The 18,367-nt window shown below is 69.9% G+C and carries 11 protein-coding genes; 6 read left to right on the forward strand and 5 right to left on the reverse strand.

Features of this window, described 5'->3' with window-relative positions; translation table 11 throughout:
- Window positions 1–21: 21 nt before the first annotated feature.
- From ABZ386_RS04985 to ABZ386_RS05005, 5 genes are all read left to right on the forward strand, one after another.
- Window positions 22–1,644: a glycoside hydrolase family 13 protein gene (locus tag ABZ386_RS04985; RefSeq protein WP_351348832.1), complete on the forward strand. Its 1,623-nt coding sequence runs from the start codon at window positions 22–24 to the stop codon at window positions 1,642–1,644.
- Window positions 1,645–1,681: 37 nt separating this feature from the next.
- Window positions 1,682–3,007 (forward strand): ABC transporter substrate-binding protein, encoded by a 1,326-nt coding sequence (locus ABZ386_RS04990; protein ID WP_351348829.1) that lies wholly within the window; start codon window positions 1,682–1,684, stop codon window positions 3,005–3,007.
- Window positions 3,008–3,013: 6 nt separating this feature from the next.
- Complete coding sequence (locus ABZ386_RS04995; protein WP_355717098.1) at window positions 3,014–4,381, forward strand: ABC transporter permease subunit; 1,368 nt, start codon at window positions 3,014–3,016, stop codon at window positions 4,379–4,381.
- The gene (locus ABZ386_RS05000) at window positions 4,378–5,217 is read left to right on the forward strand and encodes a carbohydrate ABC transporter permease (RefSeq protein WP_355717101.1); all 840 of its coding nucleotides are present in this window, start codon (window positions 4,378–4,380) and stop codon (window positions 5,215–5,217) included. Before ABZ386_RS04995 ends, ABZ386_RS05000 begins: the two co-directional genes overlap by 4 nt.
- 158 nt (window positions 5,218–5,375) lie before the next feature.
- Entirely contained in the window at window positions 5,376–10,298 is a 4,923-nt protein-coding gene (locus ABZ386_RS05005; RefSeq protein WP_358963638.1) for a DUF3320 domain-containing protein, read from the forward strand.
- A 68-nt stretch (window positions 10,299–10,366) separates the two neighbouring features.
- Here ABZ386_RS05005 and pgl read toward each other — a convergent pair whose 3' ends face one another.
- The 5 genes from pgl to tkt are packed head-to-tail and all read right to left on the reverse strand — an operon-like array spanning window position 10,367 to window position 17,005.
- Window positions 10,367–11,152, reverse strand: coding sequence for a 6-phosphogluconolactonase (gene pgl / locus ABZ386_RS05010; RefSeq protein WP_351348815.1), 786 nt, complete (start codon window positions 11,150–11,152; stop codon window positions 10,367–10,369).
- Entirely contained in the window at window positions 11,149–12,240 is a 1,092-nt protein-coding gene (gene opcA / locus ABZ386_RS05015) for a glucose-6-phosphate dehydrogenase assembly protein OpcA (protein WP_351348812.1), read from the reverse strand. Before opcA ends, pgl begins: the two co-directional genes overlap by 4 nt.
- Window positions 12,237–13,760 carry a glucose-6-phosphate dehydrogenase gene (gene zwf / locus ABZ386_RS05020; RefSeq protein WP_355717109.1) on the reverse strand — a complete coding sequence of 508 codons (1,524 nt, stop codon included), beginning with the start codon at window positions 13,758–13,760 and terminating at the stop codon, window positions 12,237–12,239. Before zwf ends, opcA begins: the two co-directional genes overlap by 4 nt.
- Before the next feature lie 4 nt (window positions 13,761–13,764).
- Window positions 13,765–14,883: a transaldolase gene (tal, locus tag ABZ386_RS05025; RefSeq protein WP_355717112.1), complete on the reverse strand. Its 1,119-nt coding sequence runs from the start codon at window positions 14,881–14,883 to the stop codon at window positions 13,765–13,767.
- A 34-nt stretch (window positions 14,884–14,917) separates the two neighbouring features.
- Window positions 14,918–17,005, reverse strand: a complete 2,088-nt coding sequence (gene tkt, locus ABZ386_RS05030) for a transketolase (RefSeq protein ID WP_351348803.1) — start codon at window positions 17,003–17,005, stop codon at window positions 14,918–14,920.
- A 383-nt stretch (window positions 17,006–17,388) separates the two neighbouring features.
- Here tkt and ABZ386_RS05035 point away from each other — a divergent pair, with 383 nt between their 5' ends.
- A complete protein-coding gene (locus ABZ386_RS05035) occupies window positions 17,389–18,306 on the forward strand; it encodes a heme o synthase (RefSeq protein ID WP_020273976.1) in 918 nt (305 codons plus the stop codon).
- Window positions 18,307–18,367: the final 61 nt, after the last annotated feature.

The following is an 18,367-nucleotide window of genomic DNA, read 5'->3' on the forward strand; positions in this document are numbered from 1 at the left end:
GCCGCTACCTAACATGCATGCATGCTGAGTAAGTACCACTGGTGGCGGGACGCGGTCATCTACCAGGTCTACGTCCGCAGCTTCCTCGACAGCACCGGCGACGGCATCGGTGATCTCGCCGGGGTCCGGGCCGGGCTGCCGTACCTGAAGAAGCTCGGCGTCGACGGGATCTGGCTGAGCCCCTTCTATCCCTCGCCGCAGCACGACCACGGCTACGACGTGGCCGACTACTGCGACGTCGACCCGCTCTTCGGCGACCTCGGCGAGTTCGACCTGCTGGTCGGGTCCGCGCGGCGGCTCGGCATCAAGGTGCTGCTCGACATCGTCCCGAACCACTGCTCCAGCGAGCACCCCTGGTTCCGCGAAGCGCTCGCCGCCCCGCCCGGCAGCTCCGCCCGGGCCCGCTTCCACTTCGCCGACGGCCGCGGCCCCGACGGCTCCGAGCCGCCCAACAACTGGCACTCCATGTTCGGCGGCCCCGCCTGGAGCAGGGTCACCGAGCCCGACGGGCGGCCCGGCCAGTGGTACCTGCACATGTTCGCGCCCGAGCAGCCCGACTGGAACTGGCGCAACCCCGAGATCCCCGCCGAGTTCGACCGCATCCTGCGCTTCTGGCTGGACCGGGGCATCGACGGCTTCCGCATCGACGTCGCCGCCGGCCTGTTCAAGCACCCTCAGCTGCCCGACTCCGACGACCCGGAGGCCGACGCCCGTACCCGCGACTCGGTCAACCCGCTCGCCTGGAACCAACCCGAGGTCCACGACGTGTGGCGCCGCTGGCGCTCCATATGCGAGGAGTACACCGAGCGCGACGGCCGCGACCGCCTCCTCGTCGGCGAGGTCTCCGTCCCCACCGCCCGCGAGCACGCCCAGTACGTCCGCCCCGACGAACTGCACCAGGCCTTCTTCTTCGACCTGCTCAGCGCGCCCTGGGACCCCGACGCCTTCCGCAAGGTCATCTCCGAGGCCATGGACGACATCGCCGGGACGGGCTCCACCGTCACCTGGGTCCTCAACAACCACGACCAGGTCCGCACCGTCACCCGCTACGGCGAACCCGCCACCGAGGGCAGCGGACTCGGCGCCGCCCGCGCCCGTGCCGCCGCCCTGCTGATGCTGGCGCTGCCCGGAGCCGCCTACATCTACCAGGGCGAGGAGCTGGGTCTGCCCGAGGTCGTGGACCTGCCCGACGACGTGCTCACCGACCCGATCTTCCGCCGCACCGGCAGCAGGGCCCGCATCCGCGACGGCTGCCGGGTGCCGCTGCCCTGGTCGGGCCAGGCCTCGCCGTTCGGCTTCACCCCGGGCGTGGAGAGCGCCAAGCCGTGGCTGCCGCAGCCGGAGTACTTCGCCGAATACGCCACCGACCGCGCCCTCGCCGACACCCGCTCCTTCTGGCACCTGTACCGCGACGGTCTGCAACTGCGCGCCGCGCTGCCCCAGTTGGGCGAGGGCACGCTGCGCTGGCTGGACACCCCGCCGGGGGTCCTGGCCTTCGAGCGGGGCGACGGCCTGGTGTGCGCCGTCAACTTCGGCACCGCCCCCACCCCCGCGCCGGTCCCCGGCTCCCCCCTGCTCACCAGCGGCCCCTGCCCGCCCGGAGTCCTCTCCGGCTCCACGGCCGCCTGGTGGATCCGTTCCTGAACGACCCGCAAGTCAACTCCCCGAAGGGACATCAACGATGATGCGACGACGTACCACCCTGCTCACCGGCTGCACCGCCCTCGTCCTGGCACTCGGCGCGACCGCCTGCGGCGGCGGCCCGGTCGCGGCCGGCGGCGGCGACAAGTCCCTGGACGGCCAGACCGTCACCGTCGCCGGTGTCTGGTCCGGCACCGAGCAGAAGAACTTCCAGAAGGTGCTGGACGCCTTCACCGAGAAGACTGGCGCCAAGACGCAGTTCACGTCCACCGGCGACAACGTCTCCACCGTCGTCGGCAGCAAGATCGAGGGCGGCAACGCCCCGGACGTCGTGATGGTCCCGCAGGTCGGCGTGCTCAAGCAGTTCGCGCAGAAGGGCTGGCTCAAGCCGCTGTCGAAGAAGACCGAGCAGTCCGTCGACGCGGGCTACGCGCCCGTGTGGAAGGAGTACGGCAGCGTCGACGGCACCCTGTACGGCCTGTACTTCAAGGCCGCCCACAAGTCGACCGTCTGGTACAGCCCCGACGCCCTCGCCCAGGCCGGCGTGAAGCCCCCGAAGACCTACGACGAGATGCTCAAGGCCGGGCAGACCGTCTCCGACTCCGGGCTCGCCGCGTTCTCCGTCGCCGGTCAGGACGGCTGGACGCTCACCGACTGGTTCGAGAACATCTACCTCTCCCAGGCCGGGCCCGAGAAGTACGACGCCCTCGCCGCGCACAAGCTGAAGTGGACGGACGCGAGCGTGGTCGAGGCACTGGAGACGCTGGGCAAGCTCTTCAAGGACAAGCAGCTCATCGCGGGCGGCCAGAAGGGCGCCCTGAACACCGACTTCCCCGGCTCGGTGGAGAAGGTGTTCGGGCCGGAGCCCGAGGCCGGCATGGTCTACGAGGGCGACTTCGTCGCCGGTGTCGCCAAGGACCAGTTCGGCAAGAAGGTCGGCGAGGACGCGAACTTCTTCCCGTTCCCGGCGGTCGGCGGCGGCGAGGCCCCGGTCGTCAGCGGCGGTGACGCCGCCGTCGTCCTCAAGGACGGCAAGAACCAGAAGGCCGCCCAGGCCCTCCTGGAGTTCCTGGCCACCCCGGAGGCCTCCGCGGTGTGGGCCGAGGCCGGCGGCTTCCTCTCCCCGAACAAGAAGCTCGACCTCGCCTCCTACGGCGACGACGTCACCCGCGCCACCGCCAAGTCCCTGGTCGAGGCGGGCGATTCGGTCCGCTTCGACATGTCCGACCAGGCTCCCGCGGCCTTCGGCGGCACGAAGGGCGCCGGCGAGTGGAAGCTCCTCCAGGACTTCCTGCGCGACCCGTCCGACCCGAAGGGCACCGCGGCGAAGCTGGAGGCCGCGGCGGCCAAGGCGTACCAGGACTGATCCGCCATGACAGCCACCCTCGTGAAGGAGACGAGCCCGCCGACGCCGCCGCCCGGCCCGGTCACCGACCGCACCCGGCGCCTGCGGCGGCGCGGCAGGATCGTCGCCCTGCTGTTCGTCTTCCCGGCGCTGCTGCTGCTCGGCGCGCTCGTGGTCTACCCCGTGCTGTTCAGCGTCGGCCGCAGCTTCTTCGACGCCTCCGGGACGACCTTCGTCGGCGGCGAGAACTACACCGAGATGTTCCGCGACCCGGCGACCCTCAAGGCCGTGCGGAACACGGCCATCTGGGTCGTCGTGGCCCCGGCCCTGCTCACCGGGCTCGGCCTGATCCTGGCCGTCCTGGTGGAGAAGGTCCGCTGGGCCACCGCCTTCAAACTGCTCCTCTTCATGCCGATGGCGGTCTCCTTCCTCGCCGCCGGCATCATCTTCCGCCTCGCCTACGACGAGGACCCGGACAAGGGCGTGCTGAACGCGGCGGTCGTCTCGGTGCACGACGCGTTCAAGGAGCAGTCCTCCTACCCGACGGCCCGGGCGCGTGACGGACAGGGCCTGACGAAGGAGAAGGACGGCTCCTACCGCACGAGCGCGTCCGTCTCGCCCGGGGACGCGGTGACGCTGGGCCTGGTCGGCGTGCAGCCCGCCGACCTGCCCGGCGACGCCCGGCCCGCCTCCGGAGCGGCGGGGCGGAAGGCCGCCGCGGACGAACTGCGCGGTGTCGTCTACCTCGACTTCACCCCCGGTGGGGGAGGGAAGCAGGGCAAGGTCGACGCGCGGGAGAGCGGACTGCCCGGCATGAAGGTCGAGGCGGTCCGCGACGGCGAGCCGGTCGCCACGACGACGACCGCCGCCGACGGCTCCTTCCGCTTCGAGGGCCTGGAACCGGGCTCGTACGCGGTGAAACTGCCGTCGTCCAACTTCGCCGCGCCCTACGAGGGCGTCTCCTGGCTCGGCCCGGCGCTGGTCACCCCGGCGATCATCGGTGCCTACCTGTGGATCTGGACCGGCTTCGCGATGGTCCTCATCGGGGCGGGCCTGTCGACCCTGCCCCGGGACGCGCTGGAGGCGGCCCGCATGGACGGCGCGAACGAATGGCAGATCTTCCGCCGCATCACGGTGCCGCTGCTCGCCCCGGTCCTCACGGTCGTCTTCGTCACCCTCGTCATCAACGTGATGAAGGTCTTCGACCTCGTCTACATCATCGCGCCCGGGCCCGTGCAGGAGGACGCGACCGTGCTCGCGACGCAGATGTGGCTCGTGTCGTTCGGCGGCGGCAACAACCAGGGCCTCGGCAGCGCGCTCGGCGTGCTGCTCCTGCTGCTGGTGGTCCCGGCGATGGTGTTCAACGTCCGCCGCTTCAAGAGGAGTCAGCGATGAACGCGGTACGGCGCTCCCTGGGCAACGGAGTCGTCCAGGCCTTCCTCGTGGTCGTGGGGCTGGTGTGGATGACCCCGCTGGCCGGACTCTTCCTGTCCTCGCTGCGGTCCGCCGAGGACACGGCGAAGGGCGGCTGGTGGACGGTGTTCTCCAGCCCGGGGCAGCTGTCCTTCGACAACTACTCGGCGCTGCTGGAGAACGCCGGCATCACCCAGGCGTTCTGGAACACGGTGCTGATCTCGGTGCCGACGACGGTGCTGGTCGTGGTCGTGGCGGCACTCGCCGGGTACGCCTTCGCGTGGCTGGACTTCCCCGGGCGGGACACGGTCTTCCTGGTCGTGGTCGCCCTGCTGGTGGTGCCCGTGCAGATCGGCCTGCTGCCGGTCGCCAAACTCTTCGGGCAGCTCGGCCTGTTCGGCACGATCCCCGGGGTCGTCCTCTTCCACGTCGCCTACGGCCTGCCGTTCGCGGTGTTCCTGCTGCGCAACTACTTCGCCGAGATGCCGAAGGAGATGCTGGAGGCGGCCCGGATGGACGGCGGCAGCGAGTGGCGCATCTTCACGCGCCTGGTCCTGCCCGTCGGCCGCCCGGCGATCGCCTCCCTGGCCATCTTCCAGTTCCTGTGGGTGTGGAACGACATGCTGGTGGCGCTGCTGTTCGCCGACAGCTCCTCCCAGCCCCTGACGGTGGAACTCCAGTCCCAGATACGCCAGTTCGGCAGCAACATCGACGTCCTGGCCCCCGGGGCGTTCCTGTCCCTGATCGTGCCGGTCGTGGTGTTCTTCGCGTTCCAGAAGCACTTCGTGCAGGGCGTGATGGCGGGCTCGGTGAAGTAGTCGAGCCCCCGGAGAGCGTCAACCGGTCACAAGTTTCACAACTAATGCATATCTTGTAGGTGATCCACGCTGTGCGGGAAGATCGGAACTGATAGGTAGATACCTCCAGGGGGCTGTGAGGCTGGCTGCCCCTGTGCCTTCGCAGGAGGTTGCACTGCATGCCCCACCAGACCCGACCCGCGTCCTCCATCGGCGATCCGAACCTCGGGCGCCTGAAGGCAGTCCTCGACGACTGGCGCAACTCACTGCTGGATATGGGTGGCCGCAATCGCCTGCTGAATTTCCGCCATACCAGGACGTCGACGTTGGAGATCACCTCGCCCGGCGTCGGCGCTCTCCTGGCGGAGCTCGCCAAGGGCTGGGAATTCGCCCCGCTTCTCCCATCCGAGTCTGAGGGTGACCGGGCCGGGATCGCAAACGGGCGGACCCGGCCCGGGCTGGTCACCCAGAAGACCACCCAGGCGTCTCTGGACTCGGCGCTCTACCAACTGCGCCAGAAGTCCGGGCAGATGTACAACGACTACGGCTTGTGGGTGCTGTGGCTCGGGGTCGGCATGCTCGACTGGTGTGAGGCGGAGGCGCATGAAAGCAGTGCCGCACCGCTGGTCCTGGTGCCCGTGGAGCTCCGCCGCGACAGTCACCGCCGCTACCGACTCCATCTGGCCGACGACCAGGAGCGCATCCACAATCCCGCACTCGCCGTGAAACTCGAACGGCTTGGCGTCGACTGGAGCCCGGTCACGGGCACCGACGTGGGAGATCTGCCCGCCGTGCTTGCCGCGGCCCGCTCCGTGGCGGTGGGCCTGAAAGGCTGGTCCGTGCGCGAGCAGGTCGTGCTCGGCCTGTTCGCCTCGCACCGCGAGGCGATGTACCAGGACCTGCAGCAGAACGAGGACCAGATCCTCGCGCACCCGCTCGTACGGGCTGCCGCCCTCGGCCCTGACGCGGGACTGCCCGACGACCTGATCGGGTTCGAACCGCCCGACCTGGATCGCATCGACGAGGTCCAGCTTCCCGAAAAGACGCCTTTGGTCCTCGACGCCGACGCGTCACAGCGTCAGTGCATCGCCGCGGTCCTGGACAACCGGTCGTTCGTGATGAGCGGCCCGCCCGGTACCGGCAAGAGCCAGACCATCACCAACATGATTGCGGCCCTCATGCACGCCGGCCGCAGTGTGCTGTTCGTGAGTGAGAAGGCGGCGGCGCTCGATGTCGTACGCAACCGGCTGCGCGGGGTGGGCCTCGGCGACTTCGTCATGGCACTGCACAGCGGTGATACGAGCAAGAAGGCCGTCGCCACGGAACTGGCCCGGGTCCTGACCACCGAAGCGCGCGTTACCGGGGCCGCGGCACATGAACTGGAACGGGCACGCAGACTGCGCGAGGAACTGTCCGCCTACGCCGCCGCCATGAACCAGCCGCGCGAACCGTTGCAGCGCACCCTGCACGACGTCCTCGGGCGCCTCGTGCTGCTGGAGCAGGCAGGTACCCCGAACCTGCCGCTGAGAGCCGAAAACGCCAAGGCCGTCCGGGGCCTGAGCGCCGGCGCCGTACTGGACATCGCTGCCGCATCGCAGGCCGTCAGCCGTGCCTGGCGCCCCGCTGCTGAGGGCGAGGCCTTCCCTTGGAGGGGTCTGGTCGGCACGGACGCCCACCAAGTGGTCTCCGAGGCAGCCGACGCCTTGGACGCCCTGGTGACCGCGGGCGGGCACCGTCCCTTCGCGGCCACGCAGGACCAACCCCGTTCGGTACGGGAAGTTCAGCAGATGGTGCGGACGCTGCGGGCGGGCCTGCCTTCCGAGGCAGTCCCGGCGGACAACGGCCTACCGGACGACGTGTCCGTCCAGCTTGCCCAGCTCGCCGACCTCTTCGGCATGCCCAAGCCGGACGGTGCTGATGCGGCGTTCGCCCTGTGCGAGCTCGCCGACCTCGCAGCTGCCGACCACCGTCCGCCACACGGCTGGTTCGTCGCCGAGAACCTGCGCCGGGCCTACGAGGCAGCACAGGAACTCCGCCAAGCCCTGGAGGCGGAGACCGCCGCCCGCGAAGCTGCCGCCGACGTCTTCGGGGAGCAGGTTCTCGGAAAAGCGGAACTGCCCGGCCTGGTGGCCCGTTTCGCCGGGCAGCACCGCGGGATGCTGGCCCGCTTCTCCGCCCAGTACAAGGCGGACCGCGCGTCTGTGCTTGAGCTCACCCGCACCGGCACCTGGGGCAAGTCTCTGCCCGCTCGCCTGGATCAGGCCCTGGCCTGGTACACCGCCGCTGCCGAGGTGACGCGGCTGGCCGACGGCCACACGGCACTCCTCGGTCGATACACCCCGCGGACCACGCGCGCGCTGGATGACCTGGACCGCGCACTGGCGACGGCTGATCGCATCACCGCACTGAGCAGCGAAACCGTCCGTCGGGAAGCCCTCGCCGACCGCCTCGCCGATGATGCCGACCCCGACGACCTCCCGGCTCTCCTCGCGAAGAACGTGCGCACCTCGCTGAGTTCATGGTGTGCTGCCATCACCAGCCGTGCCGAGCGGTGGAGCCGGTCGGTGACCGCTCTGCTCGACCTGTTCGATTCCGGCCGCCGTACCCAGCTCTCGCCCTCCTTGCTGGGCACCTTCGACCAGGCGCAGCAGGTGGTCGAAGCCCTCGGCGCCGACCGAGAGGGGCCTGACGAGTGGCACGCCCATGTCGCGGGCCTCTCCGTCCTCGCCCGGCACGGTGCGGACGGTCTCGTCACGAGCGCGGCGGAGCGGGGTGTCGAACCGGACCGGCTGCCCGACATCGTCGAACAGGCCTTGCTGCGTGCGTGGGCCGATGACCTCCTCGCCACGGACAAGCGTCTGCGCAGCACGCGCTCCGAGGACCTGAACGCGCGGGTCACCGACTTCCAGGAGGCCGACCGGCGGCTGATCGCCGCCGCTGGAGGTGCCGTCATCGAGGCGTGCAACAAGCGACGGCCCAGGCGCTTCGGAGGCGGCGCGGGCGCGGTGATCGTCCGGGAGGCGGAGAAGAAGACGCGGCACATGCCGGTGCGTGAACTCCTCGGCAGGGCTCGCGAGGTCGTCCAGTCGGTCAAGCCGTGCTTCATGATGAGTCCGCTGACGGTCAGCCAGTTCCTGCCTCCCGACTTCCACTTCGACGTGGTCATCTTCGATGAGGCGTCCCAGGTCCGGCCCGGTGACGCGGTCAACTGCATCTACCGGGGGCGGACGCTTGTCGTCGCCGGTGACGACAAACAGCTGCCGCCGACCTCGTTCTTCGACGCTTCGGTCGACGACGACTCCGACGAATACGACGAGGAAGCGCCGGATGCCTTCGAGTCCCTGCTGCACGCCTGCAAGGCCGGCGCCCTGCGAGAACTCCCGTTGCGCTGGCACTACCGCAGCCGCCACGAGAACCTCATCACCTTCAGCAACCACGAGTTCTACGCCAACTCCATGGTGACCTTCCCCGGAGCCCTCGACGAGGGCAACGACGTCGGTGTCACCTTTCTGAAGGCCGACGGCGTCTATGACCGGGGAGGCCGCCGGGACAACCGAACCGAGGCGGACTTCGTCGCCCGGCGGGTCCTCCACCACTTCGACACCCGTCCGGGCAGGACCCTCGGAGTGGTGGCCCTCTCCCAGGCTCAGGCCTCGGCGATCGACCAGGCAGTGCAACAGGCCCGGCTGGCGCGCCCCGACCTCGACCACTGTTTCACCGAGGATCGTCTCGACGGTTTCTTCGTCAAGAATCTGGAGTCCGTGCAGGGCGACGAGCGCGACGTGATGATCATGTCCGTGGGTTACGGGCCGGACGAACACGGCAAGGTGGGACTGAACTTCGGCCCCATCAACAAGGGGGGCGGCTGGCGTCGCCTCAATGTGGCGGTGACCCGGGCGCGCTATCGCATGGAGGTCGTGGCCTCCTTCCGCGGCACGAGCCTGGCCGACAGCTCCAACGAGAGCGTGCAGTACCTCAAGCGCTATCTCGAGTACGCCGAGAACGGCCCGGCCGTCCTCGCCCGGGATGTCGTGCAGTCCGACGCCGAGCCGGACAGCCCCTTCGAAGAGTCCGTCCTCGCCGTCTTGCGCGGTTGGGGTTACGAGGTCCAGCCACAAGTCGGTGTTGCCGGATACCGCATCGACCTCGGTGTGCGCCACCCTGAGCTGCCGGGAGCGTACGCCGTGGGTATCGAGTGCGACGGCGCCATGTACCACTCGTCCAAAGCCGCCCGCGACCGCGACCGGTTGCGCGAGCAGGTCCTGAACGGGCTCGGCTGGCGCCTGTACCGCATCTGGGGCACCGATTGGTACCGGGGTCGCGCAGCTGCCGAACTCCGGTTGCGCGAGGCAGTGGAGCAGGCAGTGGCCCAGGGGCCGCTCGCCCCGAGTTCTGCGGTGCCGCATGCCCCGGCCTCTGACGCGGCGGAGACCGGCATACCGGCGGTCGCGGCCGAAGAGGGTGGTGGCCTGCCGGCGGTGCCGTCGCCGCGTACACCGGTCCGGTCGGAGGTGGAGTACGAGCGGGTGCCGGTGGACACCACCGTCGAACGCGAATGGAGCGTGCCGTACACCACGAGCCAGGTGGTGGTCAGCCCGCGGTACGAACTGCACACGCCGGAGGCCCGTCCCGCGCTGCGGACGCTGCTGGCGCAGGTGATCGAGACCGAGGGGCCCATCCACGAGGACCTGCTGGTGCAGCGGGCCCGCGAAGCCTGGGGCGTGGGACGGGCCGGCAACCGTATCCGGGACAACGTCCGGGAAGTGGCCCGTGCCCTGGTCATCTCCGGTCTCGTCACCTCGGACGGTGCCTTCTTCGATGCCGTAGGGCACCATGCGCTGAAGGCCAGGCAGCCGGGGGACGGCGAGACGGTGCGTAAGGTCGTGCACATCGCCCCCGCCGAGCGGTATGTGGCGTTGGCCGAGCTGGCCGCCGAGTGCCCCGGCATGTCACGGGACGAACTGATCAAACTGGCCTGTGAGTTCTTCGGATGGCGCCGCACGGGCAAGGACATCCGCGACTGTCTGGCTGCCGACATCGAGGAACTGCACCGTCGGCAACGACTGGAGGGCGGACCCGAGCGCATCAGAGCGGCTCGCTGACGACCGGGCCTCGGCTGAGGGCAGGGAAGGAGGAGCGGCGGCGGCCCGAAGGCCTCCGCCGCCACCACTTACGCCGACGCCGGCGGATACAGCGAACGCGGCAACTGCGAGGCCGCCGCCGCGTCCAGCAGCCACAGTGTCCGGCTGCGGCCGTACGCCCCCGCCGCCGGTGCCTGGATCTCTCCCGCGCCGGACAGCGCGATCGCCGCCGCCTGTGCCTTGTCCTCACCCGCGGCCAGGAGCCAGACCTCCCGCGCCGCCCGGATCGCCGGCAGGGTCAGCGTCACCCGCGTCGGCGGCGGCTTCGGTGCGCCGTGGACGCCGACCACCGTGCGGTCGGTCTCCCGGACCGCCGGAAGCTCCGGGAACAGCGACGCCACGTGCGTGTCCGGGCCGACCCCCAGCATCAGCACGTCGAACGTGGGGACGGGGCCGTGGTTCTCCGGGCCCGCCGCCCCCGCCAGTTCCTCCGCGTACGCGGCCGCCGCCGCGTCCACGTCGTTGCCGTGGGGACCGTCCGACGCGGGCATCGCGTGCACCCGCTTCGGATCGAGCGGCACGGAGTCGAGCAGTGCCTCCCGCGCCTGCGTGACATTGCGCTCCGGGTCGCCCTCGGGCAGGAACCGCTCGTCACCCCACCACAGGTCGATCCGGCTCCAGTCCACGGCGTCCCGGGCGGGCGCCGCGGCCAGCGCGGCCAGCAGGCCGTTGCCGTTGCGGCCGCCCGTCAGGACCACCGACGCCGAGCCCCGGGAGGTCTGTGCGTCCACGATCCTGGTGATCAGCCGGGCCGCCGCGGCCTGCGCCATCAGCTCCTTGTCCCGGTGGACGACCAGTTGCGGTGCCGTACTCACTTCGTCGTCGCCTTCCGTACCGGTTCCAGCCTGGGCGGCTCCTGCTTCACCGGTGCCTGCGCCGTCGCTTCCGCAGCGGGAGCTTTCGCAGCCGCTTCGACGGGAGCGGGGAGGGCGAGTCCTGCTCGCCCCTCACTTTTGGGCACCGACGGCACGGGCGACGAGGCCTTCAACCGGTCCACGCCGTACCGCAGCGCCGACGCGTACGTGTCGTCCGGGTCCAGCCGCCGCAGCTCCTCCGCGATCAGCTCGGCCGTGTCACGGCGCTTGAGCGCCACCGCACGGTCGGGCTGGCCCTCGATGGAGAGGGTGGCCAGGGAGCCGTCGGCCCGGTCCAGGGTGATCGGGCCGCAGTTGGTGTCCATGCGGACCGCCGTGAGGCCGGGGCCGCCGGACAGCGAGCGCTGCACGGGCACGTTCAGCCGGTCCGCCAGCCACATCGCCAGCAGCTCGCAGCTCGGGTTGAACTCCTCGCCCTCCACCTCGACGGCCCTGACCTCGCACGCGACCTGGTCGAGCGCGGCGGCCAGCATCGAACGCCAGGGCGTGATGCGGGTCCAGGACAGGTCCGTGTCGCCGGGGGTGTAGGTCCCGGACCGGGTCGCCAGGTCCCGCACCGGCTGCTCGGAGGCGTACGTGTCGGTGACGCGGCGCTGCCCGAGGGCCCCCAGGGGGTCCTTCGCCGGGTCGAGCGGCGCGTTCACCGGCCACCACACCACCACCGGCGCGTCCGGCAGCAGCAGCGGCAGCACCACCGACTGGGCGTGGTCGACGACCTCGCCGTACAGCCGGAGCACCACCGTCTCACCGGTGCCGGCCTCCGCGCCGACCCGGACCTCCGCGTCCAGGCGGGACTGCGTACGGTCGCGGGGCGAGCGGGAGACGCGCTTGATGACCACCAGCGTGCGCGAGGGGTGCTCGCGCGAGGCGTCGCTCGCCGCCTTCAGCGCGTCGTAGGCGTTCTCCTCGTCCGTCACGATGACCAGCGTGAGCACCATGCCGACCGCCGGGGTGCCGATCGCCCGGCGGCCCTGCACCAGCGCCTTGTTGACCTTGCTGGCCGTGGTGTCCGTGAGGTCTATCTTCATGGCCGGCGCCAGCTCCGTCCGTGTCGCTCGAGCATTTCGTCCGCCTCGACGGGCCCCCAGGTACCGGCCGGGTACTGCGCGGGCTTGCCGTTCTTGTCCCAGTACTCCTCGATCGGGTCGAGGATCTTCCAGGACAGCTCGACCTCCTCGGTGCGCGGGAAGAGGTTCGAGTCACCGAGCAGGACGTCCAGGATGAGACGCTCGTACGCCTCCGGGCTGGACTCCGTGAAGGACTCGCCGTACGCGAAGTCCATCGACACGTCCCGGATCTCCATCGAGGTGCCCGGCACCTTCGAGCCGAAGCGGACCGTGACGCCCTCGTCCGGCTGGACGCGGATGACGATCGCGTTGGAGCCCAGCTCCTCGGTGGCCGTCGTGTCGAAGGGGGAGTGCGGCGCCCGCTGGAACACGACCGCGATCTCCGTCACGCGGCGGCCCAGGCGCTTGCCGGTGCGCAGGTAGAAGGGGACGCCCGCCCAGCGGCGGTTGTCGATCTCCAGCTTGACCGCCGCGTACGTGTCGGTCTTCGACGAGGCGTCGATGCCGTCCTCGTCCAGGTAGCCGATCACCTTCGCGCCGCCCTGCCAGCCCGCCGCGTACTGCCCGCGGACGGTGTCCCGGCCCATGTCCTTCGGCAGCTTCACCGCGCCGAGCACCTTGGTCTTCTCGGCGGCCAGCGCGTCCGCGTCGAAGGAGGCCGGCTCCTCCATCGCGGTCAGCGCCATCAGCTGGAGCAGGTGGTTCTGGATGACGTCACGGGCGGCGCCGATGCCGTCGTAGTAGCCGGCCCGGCCGCCGATGCCGATGTCCTCGGCCATGGTGATCTGCACGTGGTCCACGAAGGACCGGTTCCAGATCGGCTCGAACATCGTGTTGGCGAAGCGCAGCGCCAGGATGTTCTGGACGGTCTCCTTGCCCAGGTAGTGGTCGATGCGGAAGACCTGCTCCGGGGCGAAGACCTCGTGGACGACCTTGTTGAGCTCCTCGGCCGACTTCAGGTTGTGGCCGAACGGCTTCTCGATGACCGCGCGCCGCCAGGAGCCGCCGGTCTGGTCCGCCAGTCCGTGCTTCTTCAGCTGCTGGATGACCACCGGGAAGGACTTCGGCGGCACGGACAGGTAGAAGGCGAAGTTGCCGCCCGTGCCCTGCGCCTTGTCGAGCTCCTCGATCGTGGAGCGCAGCCGCTCGAACGCGTCGTCGTCGTCGAACGTGCCCTGCACGAAGCGCATGCCCTGGATGAGCTGCTGCCAGACCTCCTCGCGGAAGGGCGTGCGGGCGTGCTCCTTGACCGCGTCGTGGACCTCCTGCGCGAAGTCCTCGTGCGCCCACTCGCGGCGGGCGAAGCCCACCAGCGAGAAGCCCGGCGGCAGCAGACCCCGGTTGGCGAGGTCGTACACGGCGGGCATGAGCTTCTTGCGGGACAGGTCGCCCGTGACGCCGAAGATGACCAGGCCCGACGGCCCCGCGATACGCGGGAGCCGTCGGTCCGCGGGGTCACGCAGCGGGTTGCTGCTCGACACCTGTTCAGCCCTCCGAGGGGGCGAGGCGCTGAAGCTCGGCCTCGGTCGACTTCAGCAGGTCGGTCCAGGACGCCTCGAACTTCTCGACGCCCTCCTCCTCCAGCAGCCGGACCACGTCGTCGTACTTGATCCCGAGCCGCTCGACCGCGTCGAGATCCGCCCGGGCCTGCTCGTAGGTGCCGGCGACGGTGTTGCCGGTGATCTCGCCGTGCTCCTCGGTGGCGAACAGGGTCGCCTCCGGCATGGTGTTCACCGTGTTCGGCGCGACCAGCTCGGTGACGTACATGGTGTCCTTGTACGCCTTGTCCTTCACGCCGGTGGAGGCCCACAGCGGACGCTGCTTGTTGGCGCCCTCGCGCTCCAGCGCGTTCCAGCGGTCCGAGGAGAAGACCTCCTCGTACGCCTGGTAGGCGAGACGGGCGTTGGCGATGGCGGCCTTGCCGCGCAGCGCCTTGGCCTCGTCGGTGCCGAGCGCGTCGATCCGCTTGTCGATCTCGGTGTCCACGCGGGAGACGAAGAACGACGCCACCGAGTGGATCTGCGACAGGTCCAGGCCGCGCTCCTTGGCCTTCTCCAGGCCGGTCAGGAACGCGTCCATGACCAGGCGGTAGCGCTCCAGCGAGAAGATCAGCGTGACGTTGACGCTGATGCCCAGGCCGATGGTCTCGGCGATGGCCGGGATACCCGCCTCGGTCGCCGGGATCTTGATGAGCGTGTTGGGCCGGTCCACCAGCCACGCGAGCTGCTTGGCCTCGGCGACCGTCGCCTTGGTGTTGTGTGCCAGGCGCGGGTCGACCTCGATCGAGACCCGGCCGTCCTGGCCGCCGGTGGCGTCGAAGACCGGGCGCAGGATGTCGGCGGCGTCACGGACGTCCGCCGTCGTGATCATGCGGATGGCCTCTTCGACGGTGACCTTGCGGGCGGCGAGGTCGGACAGCTGCTGGTCGTAGCCGTCGCCCTCGGAGATCGCCTTCTGGAAGATCGTCGGGTTGGTCGTGACGCCCACGACGTGCTGCTGGTCGAGCAGCTCGGCGAGGTTGCCGGACGTGATCCGCTTGCGGGACAGGTCGTCCAGCCAGATCGCGACGCCTTCCTCGGAGAGGCGCTTGAGTGCGTCTGTCATGGAAATTCCATCTCCTACGTGTCGTATATGAGCGTCAGCGCTGGGCTGCGGCGATCGATTCCCGGGCGGCGGCGGCCACGTTCTCGGCGGTGAAGCCGAACTCGCGGAAGAGGACCTTGCCGTCGGCCGAAGCACCGAAGTGCTCCAGGGAAACGATGCGGCCGGCGTCCCCGACGTACTTGTGCCAGGTGAGACCCACCCCGGCCTCCACCGCGACACGCGCGCGGACGGACGGCGGCAGGACGCTGTCCCGGTACCCCTGGTCCTGCTGCTCGAACCACTCCACCGACGGCATCGACACCACGCGCGTGGGCACGCCGGCGCCCTGGAGCTGCTCGCGCGCCTCGACGGCGACGTGCACCTCCGAGCCCGTGGCGATCAGGATGACCTCCGGCTCACCGCCCTCGGCCTCGAACAGGACGTAACCGCCGCGCGCGGCGTCGTCGTTGGGCTCGTAGGTCGGCACGCCCTGACGCGTCAGCGCCAGACCGTGCGGCTGGCCCTTGCCGAACTCCTTCGTCCAGCGGCGCAGGATCTCGCGCCAGGCGATGGCCGTCTCGTTGGCGTCCGCCGGGCGCACGATGTTCAGCCCCGGAATGGCACGAAGGCTGGCCAGGTGCTCGATCGGCTGGTGGGTCGGGCCGTCCTCACCGAGACCGATGGAGTCGTGCGTCCACACGTACGTCACCGGCAGGTGCATCAGCGCCGACAGCCGCACCGCGTTGCGCATGTAGTCGGAGAAGACCAGGAAGGTGCCGCCGTAGATCCGGGTGTTGCCGTGCAGCGCGATGCCGTTCATCTCGGCGGCCATCGCGTGCTCGCGGATACCGAAGTGGATCGTGCGCCCGTACGGGTCCGCCTCCGGCAGCGGGTTGTCCGCCGGGAGGAAGGAGCTGGTCTTGTCGATCGTGGTGTTGTTCGAGCCCGCCAGGTCGGCCGAGCCGCCCCACAGCTCGGGGATCACCGCGCCGAGCGCCTGGAGGACCTTGCCCGAGGCGGCACGCGTGGCCACGCCCTTGCCGACCTCGAAGACCGGGATCTTCTCCTCCCAGCCGGCCGGCAGCTCGCCCTTGGCGACCCGGTCGTACTCGGCGGCGCGCTCGGGGTTGTTGTCCCGCCACTGCTGGAAGGACTTCTCCCACACCGCCCGGGCCGCCTGGCCGCGCTCCAGCGCCTTGCGGGTGTGGGCGATGACCTCGTCGGAGACCTCGAAGCTCTGCTCCGGGTCGAAGCCCAGGACCCGCTTGGTCGCCGCGACCTCGTCGTCGCCCAGGGCCGAGCCGTGGGCGGCCTCGGTGTTCTGCGCGTTCGGGGCGGGCCAGGCGATGATCGAGCGCATCGCGATGAACGACGGCCGGTCCGTGACGGCCTTGGCCTTCTGGACGGCCTCGAAGATCGCCGCCGGGTCCAGGTCGCCGTTCTCCTGCGGCTCGACCCGCTGCACGTGCCAGCCGTAGGCCTCGTACCGCTTCACCGTGTCCTCGGAGACGGCCGTCTCCGTGTCGCCCTCGATCGAGATGTGGTTGTCGTCCCACAGCAGGATCAGGTTGCCCAGCTTCTGGTGACCGGCCAGCGAGGACGCCTCGGCGGAGATGCCCTCCTGCAGACAGCCGTCACCGGCGATGCAGTAGATGAAGTGGTCGAAGGGCGACTCGCCCTCGGGGGCCTCCGGGTCGAACAGGCCCCGCTCGTAGCGGGCGGCCATCGCCATGCCCACCGCGTTCGCGACACCCTGCCCCAGCGGGCCGGTCGTCGTCTCCACACCGGTCGTGTGCCCGTACTCGGGGTGACCCGGGGTCTTCGACCCCCACGTGCGGAAGGACTTCAGGTCGTCCAGCTCCAGGCCGAAGCCGGCCAGGTACAGCTGGGTGTAGAGGGTCAGGGACGAGTGGCCGGCGGACAGCACGAAGCGGTCCCGCCCGACCCAGTCGGCGTCCGCCGGGTCGTGCCGCATCACCTTCTGGAAGAGGGTGTAGGCGGCAGGCGCCAGGCTCATCGCCGTACCCGGATGGCCGTTACCGACCTTCTGTACGGCATCGGCGGCCAGGACACGCGCGGTGTCGACGGCCCGCTGGTCCAACTCGGTCCACTCGAGGTCTGTGGTGGTCGGCTTGGTGCTCACCCTGGGTCAGGGCTCCTCTCCACATGTCGGATGCCGGTGTATCGGGGCGCCCACCGGCCGCAGTCGAGCCTACCCCCGCGGGACGTGCGTTCTTTCGAGTCACTCCAGAGTGCCGGGGTCGGCTCCGATCCGCCTCCTGACTGGGCCGTACCGCATTCGACAGGTGAATACGGAGCCGCTCATCCGGGTGCTCAATCGAGCTTCGGCGCGCCCTTCGGGAGCCGCCCTCCAACACGACCGGACCCCCGCGAATGTCCGGCTCTGGGCAACGTCTAAAGTGGCGTGGTACGCGCGAGCCTTTACCGGGACTTCACACGGCTGAGGCTCGCTGGGATGTCTCTGTAGGGGTGTGCGTGACGGCCGTTGAATCCCGTCCAGCGGGGATGCTCGGGACGGACCAGAGCCCGGCCCACCGGCCGTTCGGGGCCCGTGTCAAGGCGTTCGTGGCTCTCACCAAGCCGCGGATCATCGAGCTGCTCCTGATCACCACCGTCCCGGTGATGTTCCTGGCGCAGCAGGGCGTGCCCGACCTGACGCTGGTGCTGCTGACCTGCGTCGGCGGTTACATGTCCGCGGGCGGCGCCAACGCGCTCAACATGTACATCGACCGCGACATCGACGCGCTGATGGACCGCACCTCGCAGCGCCCGCTGGTCACCGGCATGGTCAGCCCGCGCGAGTGCCTCGCCTTCGGCATCACCCTGGCGATCACCTCCACCCTGCTCTTCGGCCTCACCGTGAACTGGCTGAGCGCCTGGCTCTCCCTCGGCGCGCTCCTCTTCTACGTGGTCGTCTACACGATGATCCTCAAGCGCCGTACCTCGCAGAACATCGTGTGGGGCGGCATCGCCGGCTGCCTGCCCGTGCTGATCGGCTGGTCCTCGGTCACGAACTCCATGTCGTGGGCGCCGATCATCCTCTTCCTCGTCATGTTCTTCTGGACGCCGCCGCACTACTGGCCGCTGTCCATGAAGGTCAAGGAGGACTACGCGCGCGTGGGCGTGCCGATGCTGCCGGTGGTCGCCTCCAACAAGGTCGTCGCCAAGCAGATCGTGATCTACAGCTGGGTCATGGTCGCCGTCTCGCTGCTGCTGACCCCGCTCGGCTACACCGGCTGGTTCTACACCTCGGTCGCCCTGCTGGCGGGCGGCTTCTGGCTCTGGGAGGCGCACGGCCTGCAGAACCGCGCGAAGGCGGAGGTGACGGGCGCCAAGCTGAAGGAGATGCGCCTGTTCCACTGGTCGATCACCTACGTGTCGCTGCTGTTCGTGGCGGTCGCGGTCGACCCGTTCCTGCGCTGAGGCGACGGACGTACGTCACACCGCCCTGCCCTCGCGAGTGGATCTACCCGTGAGTAGCATC

This window comes from Streptomyces sp. NPDC006140 (assembly GCF_040628815.1).
Taxonomy (GTDB): domain Bacteria; phylum Actinomycetota; class Actinomycetes; order Streptomycetales; family Streptomycetaceae; genus Streptomyces.